Here is an 18592-nt window from a genome sequence, read left to right as displayed (position 1 = left end):
CCGGAAATGTGACCGGGGTCACGTCGGGAGGAGAACCGTGGAGCAGGAGCGGTTCGTCTTGCCTGGTGTGAAACGAAGCTTGGACGGACTCGACGAGGGTGAGTTGCTGCGTCGCGTCGCCCGGAGCGATCGGCGCGCCTTCGACGAGTTGTACCGGCGTACGGCGCCGTGGTTGACCGCGCGGTTGCGGCGGCGGTGCGCCGACGAGGACGTGGTGGCCGAGGTCCTCCAGGAGACGTACCTCGCGGTGTGGCGCTCCGCCGGAAGTCAGGCGCACGCGGTGGCCGGAGGCAGTGCGATCGGCTGGTTGTGGACGATCGCCGCCCACCGGCTGGTGGACGCGTTCCGGCACCGGGCCCGGCGCGATCGGGTGCCGGCGGTGCAGACCTTCGAGACGGTGGCTCCGGCGGCCGAGGAGGAGGCACTGGCCGGCGAGATCGGCGCCGATATGGAGCGGGCCCTGCTGGCGTTGCCGGCGGAACTGCGTCAGGTCCTGCGCGCGATGGTCCTCGACGGGCTGACCACCCGCGAGACCTCACTGCTGCTCGGCATGCCGGAAGGAACCGTGAAGACCCGCGCCCGGCGGGCCCGGATCGCAATGCGGGAGGCACTGTCATGACCACTCACCCCACACCGGCACTGATCTCCCGGTACGCCGAGGGTGACACCGGTCTCGACGACGCCACCACCTGGGCGGTGGAGGCCCACCTGGAGTCGTGCGCCGTCTGCCGGGCCCTGCTGGCCGACGCCGTCGACCCGACCACCCGGGACCTGTTGGACCGGGTAGCCGCCGGAATCGCCACCGGAATCGCCACCGGCCCGGCTCCGACGCGTCACCGCCGGCTGCGGCGTACGGGGGTCACCGGACGGGTCCTGCCCTGGCTGCTCACGGCGGCCACGCTGATGCTGGTCGCCGTCCTGTTCGAGCGGACCTTCGTCAGCATGCCCTCGCTGGTGCTGCTGATCGCCCCGATGGTGCCACTGCTGCCCGTGGCGGCGGCCTGGAGCAGGCGCCTCGATCCGGCCTGGGAGCTGATGGCCACCACGCCCCGTACGGGGTTGTGGCTGCTGTTGCGCCGTACGTTGGCGGTCCTGGTGGCGGTCGTTCCGGTGCTCGCGGTGGCGGGTTGGGGAACAGGACACTCCCCGGCGCTGTGGCTGCTGCCGTCGCTGGGCTTCACCGCCGGAACCCTGGCGCTGGGCGGGTTGGTCGGGGTGGACCGGGCCGCGCTCGTACTGGCGGTCACCTGGTCCGTGGCGGTGGTGGCGCCGAGCCTGGCCAGCCGGCAGCTTCCGGCCATCCTGGCGGACGGCAGTTGGCCCGGATGGACGGTGATCACCGTGGCGATGGCGGCCGTGGTGCTCCTCCGGGCGGGCGAATACCGCCGTCTCGGCGTCGACCGGACCTGATCCCGCTCGACCGAACACCCCTGCATCCTGTCCGACGGGAGCACTCCGACGTCCGCGAGGACGTACCAGGCATGACGAATGGAGAGATCATGATGCGTACGGTCAGCGTGGCGGAGACCGCACCGACCACCTACGCGTGGGTCGTGCACGCCGAGAAACTGCAGGTCCGAGCCGGCCGGCACCTGGCGGTCAACGGGCTCGACCTGGCGCTGGGCACCGGTGTGCACGGATTGCTCGGACCCAACGGCGCGGGCAAGACGACGCTGATGCGAGCCCTGGCCACGGTGCTGAAACCCGCCGGTGGGCGGCTGACCCTGCTCGGCGAGGACGTCACCGGCAACGCGGACCTGCCCAAGGTACGCCGCAGCCTGGGCTACCTCCCGCAGCAGTTCGGCTTCTACCCGCGCTTCACCGTCCGGGAGTTCGTCGAGTACATGGCCTGGCTCAAGGAGATGCCCAGGACGGTCGTCCCCGGCGCGGTGCAACGGGCCATCGAACGGGTGGGCCTGGCCGACCGCGCCGACTCCCGGATGAAGACCCTCTCCGGGGGCATGCTGCGCCGCGCCGGCATCGCCCAGGCGATCGTCAACGACCCGGAGGTGCTGCTGCTCGACGAGCCGACGGTCGGCCTGGACCCGGAACAGCGCCTCGACTTCCGCGAACTGCTGCGCGAAATCGGTATGGACAGTTGCGTGCTCGTCTCCACCCACCTGGTCGAAGACGTCGCGGTGGCCTGCACCGACGTGGTGCTGGTCAACGAGGGTCGGTTGGTGTGGCAGGGCACCGCCGGACAACTGGCCCAGCAGGGAGGCCCCGGCGACGCCGGTGACAGCGCCACCGAACGCGGGTACTCGGCGTTGCTGAGGGCTCATCGTGGGCAGGTGTCGGCATGACAGGACGCTTCCTGCGCGTCGAACTGCGCCGCTCGGCGGCCGGGGGCATCGCCCTGTTGATGCTGGTCGTCGGCACGGCGATGCTGTTGTCGTCGACCCAGTTCTTCGCCGGGCGGTGGATGCAACTGGCGGTCAACACCCGGTCCATGCTGATGGTGCTCCTGCCGTTGGCGCTCGCCGGTGGAGCGTGGCTGGGTCGGCGCGAGACACGTCACCGGGTCGACGAGTTGTTCGCCAGCACCGTCAGGCCCCGGTGGCACCGTGTCGTCCCGACCGCCGGCGCGCTCGCGATCGCGGTGGTGACCGCGTACGTCCTGGTGTTCCTCATCGCGGCCGGATGGGTGGTGCCGACATCGGAATACTTCCCGACCAACGCGATCGTCGTCACCTCGGTCGGCGCCCTGTCCCTGGTCGCCGCCGGTTGGCTCGGGATGGCCGCCGGCCGGGCGGTGCCCCGGGTGATCACCGCGCCCGTCCTTGCCGTGGTCGGGTTCGCCCTGGTGGGGTTGGCTCCGGAGCTGGTGATGACGCCCGACCTCAACGCTGAGATTGCCAGATTCCGGCCCGAGCCCTCGGCGGTGCTGCTCGTACCGGTCTTCAGCGGCGGCGTGGACGACCTTCAGACGATCGTGACGCGGATCAGCCTGCTCCAGACGCTGTGGCTGGTGGCCCTCGCGACCACCGGACTGCTGCTGCTGAGCGCGGTCGGCCGGCGTGCCACCGCGCTGGCCGTACTCCCGGCGGTGCTCGGCGCGGCGGTGGCCGTGCCGCTCCTGCCGGCTGGCGGGACCCGTGCGGCAGCCGCCGTCGACCCAGTCGCCGCCGAGCTGGTCTGTGACACAGGAGGCCCGCAGGTCTGCGTGACACGGGTGCACGCCGGAATCCTGCCGGATGTCGTCGGCCCGGCCCGGCAGGCGTTGAACATGGTGGCGGCGAAGCTGCCCAACGCCCCCACCCGGGCGGTGCAGAGCCAACAGGTCGCGTACTGGGCGCAGCTCGTCCCGGACTCGTCCCTGCCCCGGCACCAGGCCGACACGATCGTCTTCGACACCCCGACCATCGGCCGCACCGGTCGTGCCGAGCTTTCCGCCGATTTCCTGCCGTCGCTGCTGCTGGCTCCGTGGGAGCAGGAATGCGGCGAAGGGTCGGACCTCGACGAGGCGTACCTCGCCCAGGTGGTCGCCGCCGCCTGGCTCAGTGGTCAACCACCAACCCCGCCGCCGGGCTGGGAACCAGCGGAAACAGAGCAGGCGAAGACCGCGTACGAGGCGTTGGTGGGCCTGCCGGAGGCCGAGCAGCAGCGTCGGATGGCGGCGGCACGCGACGCCGCGATGGACTGCCGGGCGGACGGCCTCCTGGCGATCCTGCCGGAGGAGAAATCATGAGGTGGCTGCAACTGCACCTGCGCTCCCGGCGGGTCCCCCTCGCACTGACCACCGCGACATCGACGATCGCGCTGGTGTGGGCGCTGTCACTGGTCTACACCGACTCCCCGACCATCAACGCCCGTACGGCCAGCGTCACCATCGTGCTCGCGGTGATCGCGCTCGGCACCACCCTCAGCGGTGCCGACGATGCCCTCGACCGCACCGCGTCGGTCAACTGGCCGGTACGCCGGGCCGGGCACCTGCTGCTCGGCGCCGCCGTGATCACCGCCCTGTTGCTCCTCACCACGGTCACCGAGGCGAGCTTCGAGCCGCTCGCTCTCGTGCTGCGCAACACGGCGGGTCTGCTCGGACTCACCGCCCTCGGCGCCGCCCTGTTCGGTGCCGCCCTGGCGTGGATCGCCCCGCTCACCTGGACCCTCGTCGCGGTCATGCCGTTCATGGGACCCAGCCGGGAACTGAAGATGCAGCTTGCGAGCTGGCTGATCCAACCCACCGGCACCACCGCCGCCACCGTCTGCGCGATCGTCCTGGCGGTGACCGGTCTGCTCGCGTACGCGCTGCGCGGGTGCCCCCTGCGACCCGCCTCCGAAACAGCCCCCGACCAGTGACGCTCCCCCACCGGCCGCCGCGGCGGGCCCGTCCCGGTACGGACGAGCCCGCTGCGGCAACCAGGGGTCAGGAGTAGTTGACCAGGATGTAGTGGCTCGTCGGGTCGGTCCACACCCCGTCGGCGGTGCGTCCGCGCACCGTCATCGTGTGCGGCCCCGGCGAACTCGGCACGTAGCTCACGGTGGCCGTGCCGGTCGTGCTCGCCGCCACCATGGCCGGCTCGCCGCCGTCGAAGCCGTACTCGAACTCCACAACACCCGGACTGCCCTGGGTGAGGGTGAACTCACCGGCGACGCCAACGCCACCGGCCCAGTCGCCGTACGGGTAGGTGCTCGACGACACCAACGGCGCCGTGCCGACCAGGAAGGCGTAATCGGTCTGCGGCGTGTAAGCGCCCGCTCCGGTTCGACCCCGCACCGAGAAGACGTTCTCGCCGTTGCGATCCATGGTCACCCAGATGTCGGTCACCTGCGAGTTCGGCGTCTTCGGCACGCTCTGCCACGCCCCACCGTTGAGCTGGTATTCGAAGGTGGTCGCCTCGCTGATCTCGGTACGGACCTCGAACCGGCCGGACGTACCGATGCCACCGCGCGGGGTGTACTCGTCGAAGGCGCTCGACACCCGCACCTGCGGGTCGCGTACGTAGAAGTTGTAACGCCGCTCCGCGCTGACCGACCCGTCGGCGGTGCGGCTGGTGACCGACAGCATGGTGCTTCCGGGATGCGTCGGAGTCAGCTCGATCGTCGCCTTCCCGTCCGTTCCCGCAGCGACAACCTGCTCCTCGCTGCTGTACTCCAGGGTGTAGCGGTACTCGACCACGTCGGAGCGGCCGGGATTCAGGGTGAACCGCCCCACCTGACCGGGCTGGCCCGCCGGATCGTTCTCCGGGTAATCGGTGGAGACGACCACCGGAGCGTCACTGACCCCGAACGTGTAGGTCCTTACCGGCGAAAATGATCCATCCAGGAACCGCGTACGCACCGTCAACGTGTTGCTGCCGGAACGGTCGGGTGCCAACGTCACCAGGGCGGAGCTGTACTCCGGGTCGGCGACCTGCTCCGGCCCGCCGTTGAGCTGATAGAGGTAGACATCGACATCCGGCATGGCGGTGTCGAAGTTGAACTCGCCGGGGATACCCACGCCACCCCACGAACCGAACTCGTAGTAGGTGCTGGAGTAGACCGTCGGCTTCGCGTCGATGACGTTGAACTGGTACTGCGCCGACGTGGAGTAGGTGCCGTCCGCGCCGATGCTGCGTACGTACAGCGTGTACCAGTCCGGCTCCGTCGGCGTCCACTCCAGCACCGCGCTGCCGTCGGCCCCCGCCTCGATACGCTGCGGATCGTCGTAGCGGAACGCGTACTCGTACGCCACCACTCCTGCCCGGCCCGGCCGGAGGGTGAAGCTGCCCGGGCGGTCGACCACGCCGTCGGCGTCCGGGAAGGCGAAGTCGGTCGACTCCACGAACGGGGTGTCGGTGACCCACACGTTCTCCGTGTACGCCCCGACGAACTGCGTGCCGACGTAGCTTCGCACCTGGAGGTTGACCGAACCGGTCTGACCGAACACCACCGGGACGGTCGCGGTGCCGCCGGCGCCGGCCGCGACCCTGATCTCGGCGGCGTCGCCGATCCGGTAGCCGAACTCGGTAACGCCCGCCATATTGGTCGAGATGGCGAGCTGACTCGGGAGCCCGACACCACCCACCGTCACCCGTACCGAAGGCGCGGTGGAGCGTACGTAGAACTCGTACCGGGTCGTCGGTGAGGAGTTCGAGGCACTGTCGACGGTACGCACGCTCAGAGCCTCGGAGAATGAGGTCGGCGTGTATTCGATCGTGACCGGTGCGCCCGGCGACGGCGCGGCAACGTAGTTGTACGCGTCCCCGAACCGTCCCCAGTAGTAGCCGACCACGTCCGGCGATCCGTTCGCCGTGAACGTGAACGTTCCCGGCACCCCCGAGCCGCCGTGCTGCTGACCGTCGTTCGGGTACGTGGCCGAGGTGATGACGGGTGCGGCCGGGGCCTGCCCATCCACCTTCACGTAGCAGGGCTTGGCCCACTTCGAGTAGTCGTAGCCGTCGTACGCCCGGGCGGTCCAGGCCACCACCGTGCCGTGCGGGTATTGCGCCATGTTCCAGGTGCCCTTGGAAAGGGTGCCACCGTAGCTCTGCCCGAACTGCTCCGAACGCTGATCCTCATGGCCGACCGGCCACGCGGCGAACTGCCCGTTGAAGTTGTAGTCGTAGGGGTCGGCGTCCGCGCCCTCGACCATCAGCGTGTGGTTGCGTGCACCGACCGGCTGCGGGTTCGCCTTTGTGCCGCACCCCCACGAGGGGAATTCGAGGCCGATCCGCGTCACCGTCGGTGCGTGGTTGTACCGAGTGTTAATCGTGGGGAACGGGCGGAGCTTGCGGCCGTGGGAGAGCTCACCCTCGTAGCCGTGCGGCACCCGGATCTCGACGGTGAGGACCTGCTCGCCCCGGTCCGCCAACCGCTGAAGTGCGGGCTTGATGTCCCACACCAGATAGCCGGGGCAGGTGGCCTCGCCGCCGGCCTGGACGGTGCCGATCAGCTCTCGCCGCCGTGGCTTCGACTCCCAGCTCGTGGTCGCCGTGATCGGGTCGGTGCGCCACAGCTCGACCGGCTGGGCGGTCGCGCAGTCGGCCGCCGACCGCTCCTGGATCACCAGGTCGGCCTGGTGGATGACGGTTGCGTCGAAACGCGCGACGTCGAAGCTGAAATAGGACCGGGACTTGTGCTTCTTGCCGTCCGTACCCGTCCAAGCCCCGATCGGCGCGTCCCCCTGCGGGTTGACAAACGACTCATTCGGCAACCGCGAGTCCGTGTACGCCCAGCCGGACTTGTTCACGATGCGGGATTCGTAAGCCTGTGCCGGTGCGGCTGTGACGCTGAGTAAACCCGTTCCGACTATGACGCCGAGTGATGCGGCCAGGAATCTTCGCGCGAGCACGCGCAATCCACCTCCCCGTTGGTGATGGCGTGCATGCCATCGATGGCGGGAGCATATCCGGCCCTGTCACGCCTCAGGCATCCGATTTCCCGCTGCCCAGGGGCAAGATCCACACAGATACGACGAGGCCGTCACCCAGCCTCCTCAACCATCCCAATTGCCAATTACTGCTGTTATCTCCGGATACCGGTGCCCCTTGTGGATGTACCTCTACCTGACAACGATCGGACACCTACAGATTGACGTCCTCACTGAGCGTCATGCCCGAGTCCCGAATAAGGAGGCAGCGCGGTGGGGCCTGAGCCGGCCACCCATTTCGCCCCGTCCCCGTTCTTCTGACGGCAAAGCGGAACACTCAGCGTTATCGCCCGACCACTGCCGAGCAGAAGCAGGTTTTGCAACCAGGACTGCAACCGGAGATCGCTCGGATCTTGGTCGCATCCGTCGTACAGGTCACCTGGCCTGGTGTTACAGCGGTGGGCCGCCTGGGACTCGAACCCAGAACCCGCGGATTAAAAGTCCGCTGCTCTGCCAATTGAGCTAGCAGCCCGCGAGGGCCAAGACTACCGGATCACGTACCCGTCGCGCCCGGCTGGCCACCGGGGCACGGCGTACGGATATCCGACGCTCGGGCCCGCCGACGTGCTGGCCGGCGGGCCTGGAGGCGACAGCAGCTCTGCTCAGGCGCGCATCACGGTGGCGATTGGGATCCGGGCGGCCCGGATCGCCGGGATCAGACCGCCGAGCACCCCGGCGACCAGGCCGGCCACGACCCCCGCCACCCCTGCCTGCCAGGGAAAGACGAGATCGGCCAGGAACTGCTCCCGGTCACCGAAGAGGGTGCTGATCGCGGTCAGGGCGGCGGCCGACAACCCGATCGCGGCAGCCGCGGTGAACAACCCGGTCAGCAGGGTTTCCGCCAACACGATGCCGGCCAGCAACGACCGTGGGGTGCCGACCGCCCGCCTGAGGGCAAACTCCTCGACCCGTTCGCCGACCGTGGCGAGGCCGACGTTCAGGATGCCCGCGACGCCGATGAGAAGGACCAGGCTGGCCATGCCGAGGAAGATCCAGCGCATCAGCGCCAGTTCCTTCGCAATCTCCTTGCGGGCCTGGATCGTCTCGGCGTGCACCTGGTCGGCGGGGACGCCGCTGGCAACGAGCCGAACCCGCAGCAGCTGTTCCACGTCGAGCGCCGTGGGCGCCATCATGATCTGTAAACCGGGGCCGTAGTTCATGTTGCCGGTCGGCGCCGGCAGCCAGTAACCCAGCTCGTCGGCCCTGCCGTACGCGACCGGCTGCGAGTTGCCGTCGTCGACCACCCCGAGGATCCGGGGCGTCGGGTTGGCGGTCGCCCCGTTGATCCGCATCTCCGCCGGCACCCGGTTGCGGCTGAAGCCCTTGGCCGCTTCGAGATTGACCACGAGCCCGGGGGACAACGACGGCTCGGTGGAGAAGTCCAGCCAGTTACCGGCGACCGACCGGAACGGCCGGAACTGCCGGATGTCACCGGTGAGCGCGTTCAGGCTCATCTCGATCGCCGCGCCGGGCACCTGGGTGGCCGAGTCCTGGCCGTTCATCGGCACCGAGTAGCAGTTGCCGCTCTGGTCGCAGGTCGTGCTGTAGCCCATGCCGTAGCCGCCGGGCTGGTCGAACGGGGCCCCACCGGGATTGATCGGCGTCACGTTCGGTTCGCCGATGATCGCCTGGAGGTTGGTGACCGCGATAGCGTCCGGGCGTCCCTTCAGCGTCTCCTGGCTGATCCGGATCGAGTCCGGGGTGCCCTGGAGGTAGATCTGCCGGGTGCCGTCCTTGCCGGCGTGCAGTTCGAGGTCGGCCAACCGGGCGCTCTTGGCGGTCTCGGCGCCCACCTGGACGACCACGACGGCGAGTACGCCCAGGAACAGGCTGACCATCGAGAGCAGGGTGCGCGTCTTGCGGGCCCGGATGCCCTGACCACCGATGATCAGCGCGGAACGGAACCGCCCGGACAGCCGGATCACCGGTACACCCCCGTGGCGTCGGCCGCCGGGACGGGCTGGGCTGCCGGGACGGTCTCCGCGACCGGTCTGGTGTCGGTGGCCGGTTCGAGCAGACCGTCGCTCAGCCGCAGCACCCGCTGCATCTTGTTGGCGTGGTCCCAGTCGTGGGTGACCAGGATCAGCCCGCAGCCCCGGTCGGTGGCGGCACGCATCACCTCGATCACGAGGTTGCCGGTCTCGGTGTCGAGCGCACCGGTCGGTTCGTCGGCGAGGAGCAGCCGGGGTTCGCGTACGAGCGCTCGGGCGACCGCGACCCGCTGCTGCTCGCCACCGGAGAGCCGGGCCGGCTTGTGCTTGGCCAGGTGGGCGATGCCGACCTGGTCGAGTGCCGCCATCGTCCTGACCTTGCGCTTGCGGCGGGACATCCAGCCCTGGCCGTTGACCAGGGCCATCGCCACGTTCTGCGCCGCGGTGAGGTGTTTGAGCAGGAAGAACCGCTGGAACACGAAGCCGAACTCGGCGCTGCGCAGCGCCGCCGCCCTACGCTCGGACAGCTTGGTGATGTCCCGGCCGCCGAGCAGGTACTGACCGCCGTCCGGCCGGTCGAACAGGCCGATCAGGCTCAGCAGGGTGCTTTTTCCGGAACCGGAACGGCCGAGGATCGCCACGCTCTCGCCACGGTCGACGGTCAGGTCGGCACCGGCGAGGATCGTACGCGGGGCCTGCTGTCCCTTGAGGGTCTTGGTGATGCCGTTGAGTTCCAGCAGCGCCGTCATTTTCCACCCATCGGCGCGTTCGGGTCACCCTCGCCGGGCTTCGCCGCAGGCAGGTTCGGACCGGGTACGGCAACCGTCTCCGTACCGGTCAGGCCGGACTTGATCTCCACGACCTTGCCGTCGCTGAGCCCCAGCACCACATCCGTGGTCTGGCGTACGCCGTCCGGGCCGACCACGTCCACCTTGCCCTTGCCCTGCACCCCGGCAACCGCCTCGACCGGCAACGTCAGTACGTCGGCGGCCCGCTGCGTCACCACTTCGAGGGTGGCGGTCGCCCCGTTGATCAGCTTCACGTCGGCCGGGGCGGTGCAGACCACCCGCAGCCCGGTCGGCTCCGACGGCTCGGTCTTTCCCTGCTCGTCCGGGCGTACCGAGATCGGCGGTGCGACCGACGCACCCGGCACCGGCGCCACGGGCGGTGCGGCCGGCGGATCCGGAATGGTCCCGGCGGGCAGGGCCGCGATGGTGCCGAGCACCTTGCACGGGAACGGACCCGGGCCGTTTTTGATCTGGGCCTGGACGGTCGCGAGCCCCTCGGCGATCTGGTACGCCTGGGCCCCGTCCAGGTCGGCGACCAGCCCGTAGCCGATCATCTTCGCCGAGACGATCGGCATGCCGACGGTCACGTTGGAACGGTCGTCCACCAGGCGACCGGCGAACACCGCGCCGGCCGGCACCTCGATCCGGGTCGCCTTACCGGACACCCAGACGCTGGCCACCCTGGTGGGTTTGGTCGGGGTGCTCGTCGGCGTCTTCACGTCCAGGTAGCGAACCTGCCCCTTGACCGGCGCCACCAGCCCGAACACCGGATTGATGGTGACCTTGCCGGTGAGGCTGACCTTGTTGGCCAGGTCCTGCCGGGTGGGCTGCACGGTGGTCATCGTCGTGCCCCTGGATTCGAGCCCCGGGGTTTCCGTCGCCGCGCCCGATTCGCTGCACCCGGCAGCGGCGCCCACCACCAGGGCGAGGACGCACGAACGGAGTAGCAATTGCCTTCGCACCGGTTCCCCTAACTCGATTGCTTCAGGCGTACATCTGAAAGACGCATGGCGATGGCGGTCCGTTGCGGCTGACACGCGACTATCTCGACGGCCATCGAAACCTGGCAAAGACTACCGTCGAAGATGGTTTCCCGAGGCCCGGCGAGCCCGGTCTTCATAGGAAATACACGACTCTCGAACGCATTCGCAGGACGATTGCACCGGCGGTAACGGTGCACAGCACGGCCGGCAACGGACCGGCCCCGGGCAGGTATTGCACCACCACCGCCGCCATTCCCGAACCGACCAGAACCTCACCCGCCGGAACCGCCGTGTTAGCTTCCCGGACCATGATCGAGGATGTGTACGTCGGCAACGCCGGCCCGGACGCGGCGGGTGACCGGGGCTGGTTGCTCGGCCACTTCAAGCCGGTCGACGACGTACGGCACAGCACGGACGTCGAGATCAAGTGGGGTGTGCACCCGCCCGGTGACGAGCGGGCGGAGTGGGTCACCGGGGAACGGCGTACCGCCCTGCTCATGCTGATCAGTGGGCGTTTCCGGGTGGAACTGCCGGGGCGCAGCGTGCTGCTGTCGAAGCAGGGCGACTACGTGGTGTGGGGTCGGGGCGTGGACCACTCCTGGTACGCCGAACAGGAGTCGGTGGTGCTGACCGTACGGTGGCCCTCGGTCCCCGGATACGCCGTCGACGGCTAACTGTTGAGCGGGTCGAGTTCGGCGGCGGTGACGTCGTCGTGGTCGGTCGAGACGCTGAGCGTGCGCCACCGCGCGTCGGTCTCAGCGCGGGTCCGTCCGGCCTGGGCGGCGTAGTTGACCGCGTCGGTGCCGAGCAGCAGCCGTACCGGGGGCTGGTCGAGGTCGGCGACGGTGAGCACCACCTGGGCGACCTTCGCCGGATCACCGGCGGCGTTGCCGGTGCCGCTGCGCAGCATCTTCGCGACGACCCCGACGGTCTGCCGGTAGGACTCGCTGATCGGCGGGATCGCCATCGACGAGCCGGCCCAGTCCGTACGCATGCCGCCCGGCTCCAGCACCGTGACCCTGATGCCGAGCGGGGCGACCTCCTGGGCGAGGACCTCGGAGAATCCGCCCACCGCCCACTTCGATGCCTGGTACGCGGACAGCCCGGCGGTTGCCATCCGGCCGCCGAGCGAGGACACCTGGATGATGTGCCCGGACCCCTGCGCCCGCAGTACGGGCAGCGCCGCCCGGGACACGTTGACCACGCCGAACAGGTTCGTGTCGACCTGGGCGCGGAAGTCCTCGGCGGTGATGTCCTCGGTCGAGGCGAGGTTGGCGTAACCGGCGTTGTTCACCACGACGTCGAGCCGGCCGAACGCGTCGACGGCGGTCCGTACGGCGGCCTCGGCTCCGGCGACGTCGGTGACGTCGAGCGCCACCGGGCGGATCCGGTCGCCGTACCGGTCGACCAGGTCGGCGAGTTGGTCCGGCGTACGGGCGGTGGCTACCAGTTGGTGCCCGGCACCGAGTACGGCCTCCGCGATGTGCCGGCCGAGGCCGCGTGCACTACCGGTGACCAAAAAGACTTTTGACATGGTGTGGTGCCTTTCGTGATGTTCTTTGACCGACAGAGCGCCCCTGGGCGATCTGCCAACTGACTGGTTAGTTGAAGTGAAGCACGGGCCGACCGGAGCGTCAACTAGATGGTTAGTGAGCTAAGCTACGGCCCATGGTGGGGGACGCGCAGGCAACCAGACAGCGCCTGCTCGACGCGGCGACGAAGGAGTTCGCCGCGTACGGCATCGCCGGTGCGCGGGTGGACCGGATCGCGGCCGAGGCCCGGTCGAACAAGGCGCAGATCTACCACTACTTCGGCAACAAGGACGGGCTGTTCGACGCGGTCTTCAACGCCCTGGTCGCCAACACCGTCCGCGAGGTGCCGATCGACGTCACCGACCTGCCCGGCTACGCCGGCCGACTCTTCGACGGCTACGAGGCCCACCCCGAGGTCACCCGCCTGGCCACCTGGTACCGGTTGGAACGGGCCGGCTCGCAGGCACCCCTTGAGTCGATCATGACCAGCAACCAGCACAAGATCGACGAGATCGAGCGGGCACAGCGGGCCGGCCAGCTCACCACCCGCTACACCGCGGTCGACCTGCTCGCCCTCGTGGTCCACCAGGCCGCCCTCTGGACCGCCGTCACACCCGAGTTCGCCACCCTGCTCGACACGCACTCGCGAAGCCACCGCCGCAAGATCGTCACCGACGCGGTCGCCGCCCTGCTGGCACCGTAGACCACACCGACCGGTCCGCCGCCGGTCACCGTCGACCATCCACGGGTACGGGCGTACGCACGGTCGGACCGGGCGATCCGCACGGGGAACCGGTGACAGTCCACGGGTGGGACCTGCGCGCCCCGACCGGCAGCCTCGAAGGCATGACGGACGACGGAATCGAGCTGACCGCCCGGCAGGACCGGCGGGATCACGTACCCATGGGACTGATGGCCGCACTGCGGCGGCCCGCCGTGCACCTCGGCATCGTGCTCGGCGTACTCAATCTCCTCGACCTCGGCCGGTTCGAACCCGCCGGCTTCCTGACCTGGCTGCTGCCCCTGCTCGCGCTCTGCTACCTGGTGCTCGGCGTCGCCCGCCGGCGCAGCACGACCCGCGAGATACTCACCCGCCAGAGCGCCGGGCTGCTGCTGTTCGCGGTGATCGCGCTGGTCGCCCTGGTCGTCCACGCCACCATCGGGCAGTACGTGGTGGCCGCCGGCTACCTCGCCCACGCGGCCTGGGACTACGCCCACCGGGACGGCCGGGTGGTGCCGCGCTGGTTCGTCGACTTCTGCGTCCCGTTCGACATCCTGATCGCGGCCTCGCTCGTCCTGGCCGCGCTGCGATGAGTACCGCCCCGGCTGCCCTGAGCAGAATCGCTGTCCCGATCCCCGACCCGGCTGCCAGGCTGTGGCGATGGCGCAGGAGCTGGGATTTCGCGGCGATGTTGTCGACTACTACCACCGGTACCGTCGCGGCTACCCGGCGGCGGTCATCGACGCCCTGGTGGCGGCCTTCGCGCTGACCCGCGACGATACTGTGGTCGACCTCGGCTGCGGCACCGGACAGCTCGCCACCCCGATCGCCCACCGGGTACGCGCCGTCGTCGGCGTCGACCCCGAACCGGACATGCTGACCCGAGCCCGATCCGCCGCCGCCGAGCGGGGCGTCGGCAACGCGACCTGGATGATCGGAACCGACGCCGACCTGCCCGCACTCGGCGCCCTGCTCGGCATGGGCACCCTGGGCGCGGTGACCATCGGCCAGGCGCTGCACTGGATGCGGCCCGACGACCTGTTCCCCGCCCTGTTCCCGCTGCTGCGCACCGGCGGCGGTGTAGCCGTGGTGACCAACGGAACTCCACTGTGGCTCCAGGACACCGACTGGTCCCGGGCCCTGCGCCGCTGGCTGGAGGCGTGGCTGGACAAGGATCTCGGCTACGCCTGCGGCACCGACGCCGACAGCCAGCTCCGCTACCGCGAAGCGCTGACCGTGTCCGGCTTCGACATACGCGAACAGCACGTCGAGTACGCCGCCGACCTGGACCTGGAACACCTCGTCGGCGGCGTCTACTCGGCCCTGCCGGTCGACCGGCTACCCCCGCCGGACCAGCGCCCCCGGTTCGCCGAACAGATCCGCAACGCCCTGCCCCCCGACGACCCTTTCACCGAGCACATCCGGGTCGCGATGCTGCTCGGCACCAAGGTCCAGCACCAGGCAACCGAGCTGACCGGCCTACGCGGCAAGTAAATCCGACAGCGCGGCCATGTGCGCGACCCGCCCCCGGTGTTGACGCGCCTGGAGCACCAGGTTCGCCACCACGAGGGCAAAGTCCGTCTCCGGTACGTCAAGACCGAGCTTCAGATTGAGCCAGGGCGCCACCTCGCTCCACCGGTAGAACACCGTTCCCTCCCGAACAGGATCCACCGGAGGCGGGAAGTTACCGGGCCCGCGGTCGCCTGTGGCGTATCGACGTACCGACTCCCGACTCTGACCGATCCGATCCGCGATGTCAGCGAGCGTCAGAAGATCCTGGTCCAGTACACGCAGCGCCACCAGGCCGACGGAGTCGATCGCACGAACCGCCGACGCGATGGCGTCCGCCAGGGTGGGCGCCTCCCGGTCGAACTCCGCGACGGGGAAGCCATGCTCCCGCCCGAACGCCGCGTCATCGAGCCCAGCGGCGAAGAGCGAGTCGAACTCCTCCTCGGCCGGCTCGCGATCGAGCACAACCGTGAACGTATGGGTTGTCACCGCCCACCTCCTACCACTCGCCCGGTGCAATAGTGCACCACCTGTCACCAATCGGAACGGGCGGGCCAGTCCCGTCGCGGGGGTGGGGCGTGCCACGATGACGGGTATGACCACCGACACCGGCGCCTTGCGGGAGCTGACCGTCGGCACCGGGGCGGGGCTCGACACCGCCGACATGGTGCTCAACATCGGGCCGCAACACCCGTCGACGCACGGCGTACTCCGGCTCAAGCTGGTGCTCGACGGCGAGCGCGTGGTCGCCTGCGAACCGATCGTCGGTTACATGCACCGTGGCGCGGAGAAGCTGTTCGAGGTACGCGACTACCGGCAGATCATCGTGCTGGCCAACCGGCACGACTGGCTCTCGGCCTTCGCCAACGAGCTGGGTGTGGTGCTGGCGGTCGAACGGCTGATGGGCATCGAGGTGCCGGAGCGGGCGATCTGGCTGCGTACCGCCCTGGCCGAGCTGAACCGGGTGCTCAACCACCTGATGTTCCTCGGCTCGTACCCGCTGGAGATCGGCGCGATCACGCCGATGTTCTACGCGTTCCGCGAGCGCGAAACGCTCCAGGCGGTGATGGAGGAGGCCTCCGGCGGCCGGATCCACTACATGTTCAACCGGGTCGGCGGCCTGAAGGAGGAGGTACCGGCCGGGTGGACCGGTCGGGCCCGCGCCGCGATCGGCGAGGTACGCCGCCGGATGCCGGACCTGGACAACCTGATCCGGCGCAACGAGATCTTCCTGGCTCGTACCGTCGGGGTCGGCGTGCTCTCCGCCGCCGACGCGGCCGCGTTCGGTGCCTCCGGTCCGGTCGCCCGCGCCTCCGGACTCGACCTGGACCTGCGCCGGGACGAGCCCTACCTGGCGTACGGCTCGCTCGACGTGCCCGTCGTCACCCGGACCACCGGGGACTGTCACGCCCGGTTCGAGGTCCTCCTCGACCAGGTGTACGTCTCACTCGACCTCGCCGAACAGTGCCTGGACCAGGTCGACCGGCTCACCGGGCCGGTCAACGTCCGGCTCCCCAAGGTGGTGAAGGCCCCCGAGGGGCACACCTACGCCTGGACCGAGAACCCGCTCGGCATCAACGGCTACTACCTGGTGTCCAAGGGCGAGAAGACCCCGTGGCGGATGAAGCTGCGCACCGCGTCGTACGCGAACGTGCAGGCGCTGGCCACCCTGCTCCCCGGCTGCCTGGTACCGGACCTGATCGCCGTACTCGGTTCGATGTTCTTCGTGGTCGGCGACATCGACAAGTAGTGCCGCTCAGCGGCGGCGGGTTCCGCCGGCACGGGGAACGTCGTCGTCGGGCGGATAGCCGTACGCCGGCTCCTCGGCGCGGCGGCGGCCCGGCCCGGCCGGCTCGCGCGCCGCCGAGTCCCAACCTCCACGCCGCGAGGACGACGGGTCCACATTCCCAGCCGGCAGCGCCGGCGCACCGCCCCACCGATCCTGGCCACCGCCCGACCACGCCCCCGCATCCGCACCCGGCCAGTGCGCGTCACCGGAGCCCCCCGATCCGGGCCGGTACGCGTCGCCTGAGCCGGCGCCGGTCGAGCCGGGCCACGGGGCGCCGCCCGCATCGCCGCGTGAACCGGAACCGGACCACTCGTCGGCCCTGCGGCGACCACCCGATGCCCGGTCGTCGCCCGTCCGGCCGCCGCTCCCGCCGGGTGAACGGTCGTCGCCCGCCCGGCGTCCGCCCGGCTCGTCACGCCACGACTCGGCCCGCTGCTGCTCGCCGCGCCAGGAATCCTCCCTGCCGGACCGAGCGCGCCACGCCTCCTCGCGCTGGGGCTCGTCACGCCGGGCGTCCGCCCGTCGGGGCTCGTCCCGCCGCATGCTCGCCCAGCGGTCCTCCACCCGCATCTCGGTGCCCGAGTCGTCGGCACGCACCGCCGCCCGCCGCTCGCCCATCCGCAGCTCGCTGCCGCGCTCGTCCCGGCGTACCGAAGCCCAACGGTCGCCGGCCCCGCCCGACCAGTGCGGGTCGCCCTCGTACCCGGGGTCGTCCGGCTCGTCCCGGTCGTACCGGCCGGCACGCCGCGCCCCGCCGTCGCCACGGTCCCGGGGCCACTGGTCGGACCAGGAATCCTCGTCCGGACCGGCCCTGCGCCGGCCACGCGCCGGTTGCTCGGACCAGTCGTCCTCACGGTCGTCTCCCCGGCCCCCGTAGGCGTTGCCGGGCGGGTAACCGGCACCCGACGGGTACGCCGACCCGGAGTCGTAACCGGTGCCGCCGTAGACGGAGCCGGCCCCGCCATCGTCACCGGGCGGGCCGACGATGGTCTGTCGGGTGGTGACCTTCACCGTCTCGGTGTGCCGGACCACCCCACCGGCCAGGTGCGGCCGATGCGCGGGGCCGGCGCCACCGGCGGGTGCCGACGCGCCCCGACCTCCGCCCCGGTCCCCGCCGTAGCCGGGTTCGGGCTCCCCGGCCGGATACTGGCCGCCGCCGTACTGCTGGCCGGGGCCGTACTGGCTGCCGCCGTACTGGGCGGGGCCGCGCTGGGGGTTGCCGTACTGGCTCGCGCCCTCGGCCCTCCGGGGGTCGGCCCGGCCGAAGTCGCCCGGGTCGAAGTCCTGTTCACGTCCTGCGGGACCGGCGCGTCCATCCCGCTCCGGGCGGGGCGGCGTCGGAGCGGCACGTTCGACGGCGGGGCGGGACGGTGCGCCGTACACGCCCTCGCGGGCCGGCTCACGTCGCTCCGGCTCAACCGCAGGTCCGGCCGCCGCCGGGGCCGAGCCCGACCGGACGGCTCCGGCCACCGGCACACCGGCCCGACCGGGTACGGCATCCGCCCGCGCGTCGAGCTGACGGCGCAGTGCCTCCACGTTCTGCTGCACCACCTGCAACTGCTCACCCACGGACTGGTGGGTGGCTCGGTTGGCGGTGCCGATGTCCTGGCGCAGTACGCCGCGAAGTTCCTCGATCTCTTCGAGGAGGGTCTCCTCCAGCTCCGAACGTACGGTTTGCATGTCACCACGGAGCGTGATCGACAGTCCAATCAGGACAACCGCGAGTACGGCCAGCACGGCGGCGATCCGCAGCGGCCCGTTGCTCTGCCCGAACAGGAGCATCAGTGCAGCTAGCGGGGCCAACCCGACACCGACCCAGAACAGCACGGTCAGCAGTTGCCGGCGGTACGGCTGCTCGGTGTCATCCCCGGCGGGCATGGCACTGGAGCCTACCCACAGTTGCCGAATCCGGGGAGGGGGCGTCCACCGTCACCGCACACCGCCCGTACGCGACGCGAGGGCCGTCGCCGCGACCAGCGGCGCCGACC

At 70.2% G+C, this 18592-nt stretch carries 17 protein-coding genes and 1 tRNA gene; 10 read left to right on the top strand and 8 right to left on the bottom strand.

Annotated elements, in window-relative coordinates:
* The first annotated feature begins 67 nt into the window (after positions 1 to 67).
* The 5 genes from ACWEFB_RS20575 to ACWEFB_RS20555 all read left to right on the top strand — a co-directional run bounded on the left by ACWEFB_RS20575 (position 68) and on the right by ACWEFB_RS20555 (position 4299).
* Positions 68 to 619: an RNA polymerase sigma factor gene (locus ACWEFB_RS20575; protein WP_452287543.1), complete on the top strand. Its 552-nt coding sequence runs from the start codon at positions 68 to 70 to the stop codon at positions 617 to 619.
* Positions 616 to 1410: a zf-HC2 domain-containing protein gene (locus tag ACWEFB_RS20570; protein WP_452287541.1), complete on the top strand. Its 795-nt coding sequence runs from the start codon at positions 616 to 618 to the stop codon at positions 1408 to 1410. The genes ACWEFB_RS20575 and ACWEFB_RS20570 overlap by 4 nt, the downstream gene beginning before the upstream one ends.
* A gap of 92 nt (positions 1411 to 1502) precedes the next feature.
* Complete coding sequence (locus ACWEFB_RS20565) at positions 1503 to 2303, top strand: ABC transporter ATP-binding protein (protein ID WP_452287752.1); 801 nt, start codon at positions 1503 to 1505, stop codon at positions 2301 to 2303.
* Complete coding sequence (locus tag ACWEFB_RS20560) at positions 2300 to 3688, top strand: hypothetical protein (protein WP_452287539.1); 1389 nt, start codon at positions 2300 to 2302, stop codon at positions 3686 to 3688. Before ACWEFB_RS20565 ends, ACWEFB_RS20560 begins: the two co-directional genes overlap by 4 nt.
* Positions 3685 to 4299 carry a hypothetical protein gene (locus ACWEFB_RS20555; RefSeq protein ID WP_452287538.1) on the top strand — a complete coding sequence of 205 codons (615 nt, stop codon included), beginning with the start codon at positions 3685 to 3687 and terminating at the stop codon, positions 4297 to 4299. The genes ACWEFB_RS20560 and ACWEFB_RS20555 overlap by 4 nt, the downstream gene beginning before the upstream one ends.
* A 67-nt stretch (positions 4300 to 4366) precedes the next feature.
* Here ACWEFB_RS20555 and ACWEFB_RS20550 read toward each other — a convergent pair whose 3' ends face one another.
* The 5 genes from ACWEFB_RS20550 to ACWEFB_RS20530 all read right to left on the bottom strand — a co-directional run bounded on the left by ACWEFB_RS20550 (position 4367) and on the right by ACWEFB_RS20530 (position 10912).
* Complete coding sequence (locus tag ACWEFB_RS20550; RefSeq protein WP_452287536.1) at positions 4367 to 7171, bottom strand: hypothetical protein; 2805 nt, start codon at positions 7169 to 7171, stop codon at positions 4367 to 4369.
* 579 nt (positions 7172 to 7750) lie between these two features.
* Positions 7751 to 7823 (bottom strand) — tRNA-Lys (locus ACWEFB_RS20545).
* A gap of 130 nt (positions 7824 to 7953) precedes the next feature.
* Positions 7954 to 9276 carry an ABC transporter permease gene (locus ACWEFB_RS20540; protein ID WP_452287534.1) on the bottom strand — a complete coding sequence of 441 codons (1323 nt, stop codon included), beginning with the start codon at positions 9274 to 9276 and terminating at the stop codon, positions 7954 to 7956.
* Positions 9273 to 10031, bottom strand: a complete 759-nt coding sequence (locus ACWEFB_RS20535; protein ID WP_452287532.1) for an ABC transporter ATP-binding protein — start codon at positions 10029 to 10031, stop codon at positions 9273 to 9275. The genes ACWEFB_RS20540 and ACWEFB_RS20535 overlap by 4 nt, the downstream gene beginning before the upstream one ends.
* The gene (locus tag ACWEFB_RS20530) at positions 10028 to 10912 is read right to left on the bottom strand and encodes an efflux RND transporter periplasmic adaptor subunit (RefSeq protein WP_452287530.1); all 885 of its coding nucleotides are present in this window, start codon (positions 10910 to 10912) and stop codon (positions 10028 to 10030) included. The genes ACWEFB_RS20535 and ACWEFB_RS20530 overlap by 4 nt, the downstream gene beginning before the upstream one ends.
* Before the next feature lie 449 nt (positions 10913 to 11361).
* On the opposite strand from ACWEFB_RS20530, the gene ACWEFB_RS20525 reads away from it, so the two are divergent.
* Positions 11362 to 11727 carry a cupin domain-containing protein gene (locus ACWEFB_RS20525; protein ID WP_326561560.1) on the top strand — a complete coding sequence of 122 codons (366 nt, stop codon included), beginning with the start codon at positions 11362 to 11364 and terminating at the stop codon, positions 11725 to 11727.
* Here ACWEFB_RS20525 and ACWEFB_RS20520 read toward each other — a convergent pair.
* Positions 11724 to 12587, bottom strand: coding sequence for an SDR family NAD(P)-dependent oxidoreductase (locus ACWEFB_RS20520; protein WP_452287528.1), 864 nt, complete (start codon positions 12585 to 12587; stop codon positions 11724 to 11726). The two genes, ACWEFB_RS20525 and ACWEFB_RS20520, sit on opposite strands and share 4 nt — an antisense overlap.
* A gap of 134 nt (positions 12588 to 12721) precedes the next feature.
* Here ACWEFB_RS20520 and ACWEFB_RS20515 point away from each other — a divergent pair, with 134 nt between their 5' ends.
* The 3 genes from ACWEFB_RS20515 to ACWEFB_RS20505 all read left to right on the top strand — a co-directional run bounded on the left by ACWEFB_RS20515 (position 12722) and on the right by ACWEFB_RS20505 (position 14800).
* Complete coding sequence (locus ACWEFB_RS20515) at positions 12722 to 13288, top strand: TetR family transcriptional regulator (RefSeq protein ID WP_452287526.1); 567 nt, start codon at positions 12722 to 12724, stop codon at positions 13286 to 13288.
* Positions 13289 to 13431: 143 nt separating this feature from the next.
* Positions 13432 to 13899: a hypothetical protein gene (locus tag ACWEFB_RS20510; RefSeq protein WP_452287524.1), complete on the top strand. Its 468-nt coding sequence runs from the start codon at positions 13432 to 13434 to the stop codon at positions 13897 to 13899.
* Between the two features lie 67 nt (positions 13900 to 13966).
* The gene (locus ACWEFB_RS20505) at positions 13967 to 14800 is read left to right on the top strand and encodes a class I SAM-dependent methyltransferase (RefSeq protein WP_452287522.1); all 834 of its coding nucleotides are present in this window, start codon (positions 13967 to 13969) and stop codon (positions 14798 to 14800) included.
* On the opposite strand, the gene ACWEFB_RS20500 is transcribed toward ACWEFB_RS20505, so the two are convergent.
* Positions 14786 to 15304, bottom strand: a complete 519-nt coding sequence (locus tag ACWEFB_RS20500) for a hypothetical protein (protein WP_452287520.1) — start codon at positions 15302 to 15304, stop codon at positions 14786 to 14788. The genes ACWEFB_RS20505 and ACWEFB_RS20500 overlap by 15 nt on opposite strands.
* Before the next feature lie 97 nt (positions 15305 to 15401).
* Here ACWEFB_RS20500 and ACWEFB_RS20495 point away from each other — a divergent pair, with 97 nt between their 5' ends.
* The gene (locus tag ACWEFB_RS20495) at positions 15402 to 16565 is read left to right on the top strand and encodes an NADH-quinone oxidoreductase subunit D (protein ID WP_452287518.1); all 1164 of its coding nucleotides are present in this window, start codon (positions 15402 to 15404) and stop codon (positions 16563 to 16565) included.
* Between the two features lie 6 nt (positions 16566 to 16571).
* On the opposite strand, the gene ACWEFB_RS20490 is transcribed toward ACWEFB_RS20495, so the two are convergent.
* Positions 16572 to 18482, bottom strand: coding sequence for a hypothetical protein (locus ACWEFB_RS20490; protein ID WP_452287516.1), 1911 nt, complete (start codon positions 18480 to 18482; stop codon positions 16572 to 16574).
* Positions 18483 to 18592: the final 110 nt, after the last annotated feature.

It is taken from the genome of Micromonospora sp. NPDC004704 (genome assembly GCF_053601675.1).
Note: the sequence above shows the minus strand (reverse complement) of the source record. Positions and strands in the feature narration are given on the sequence as shown.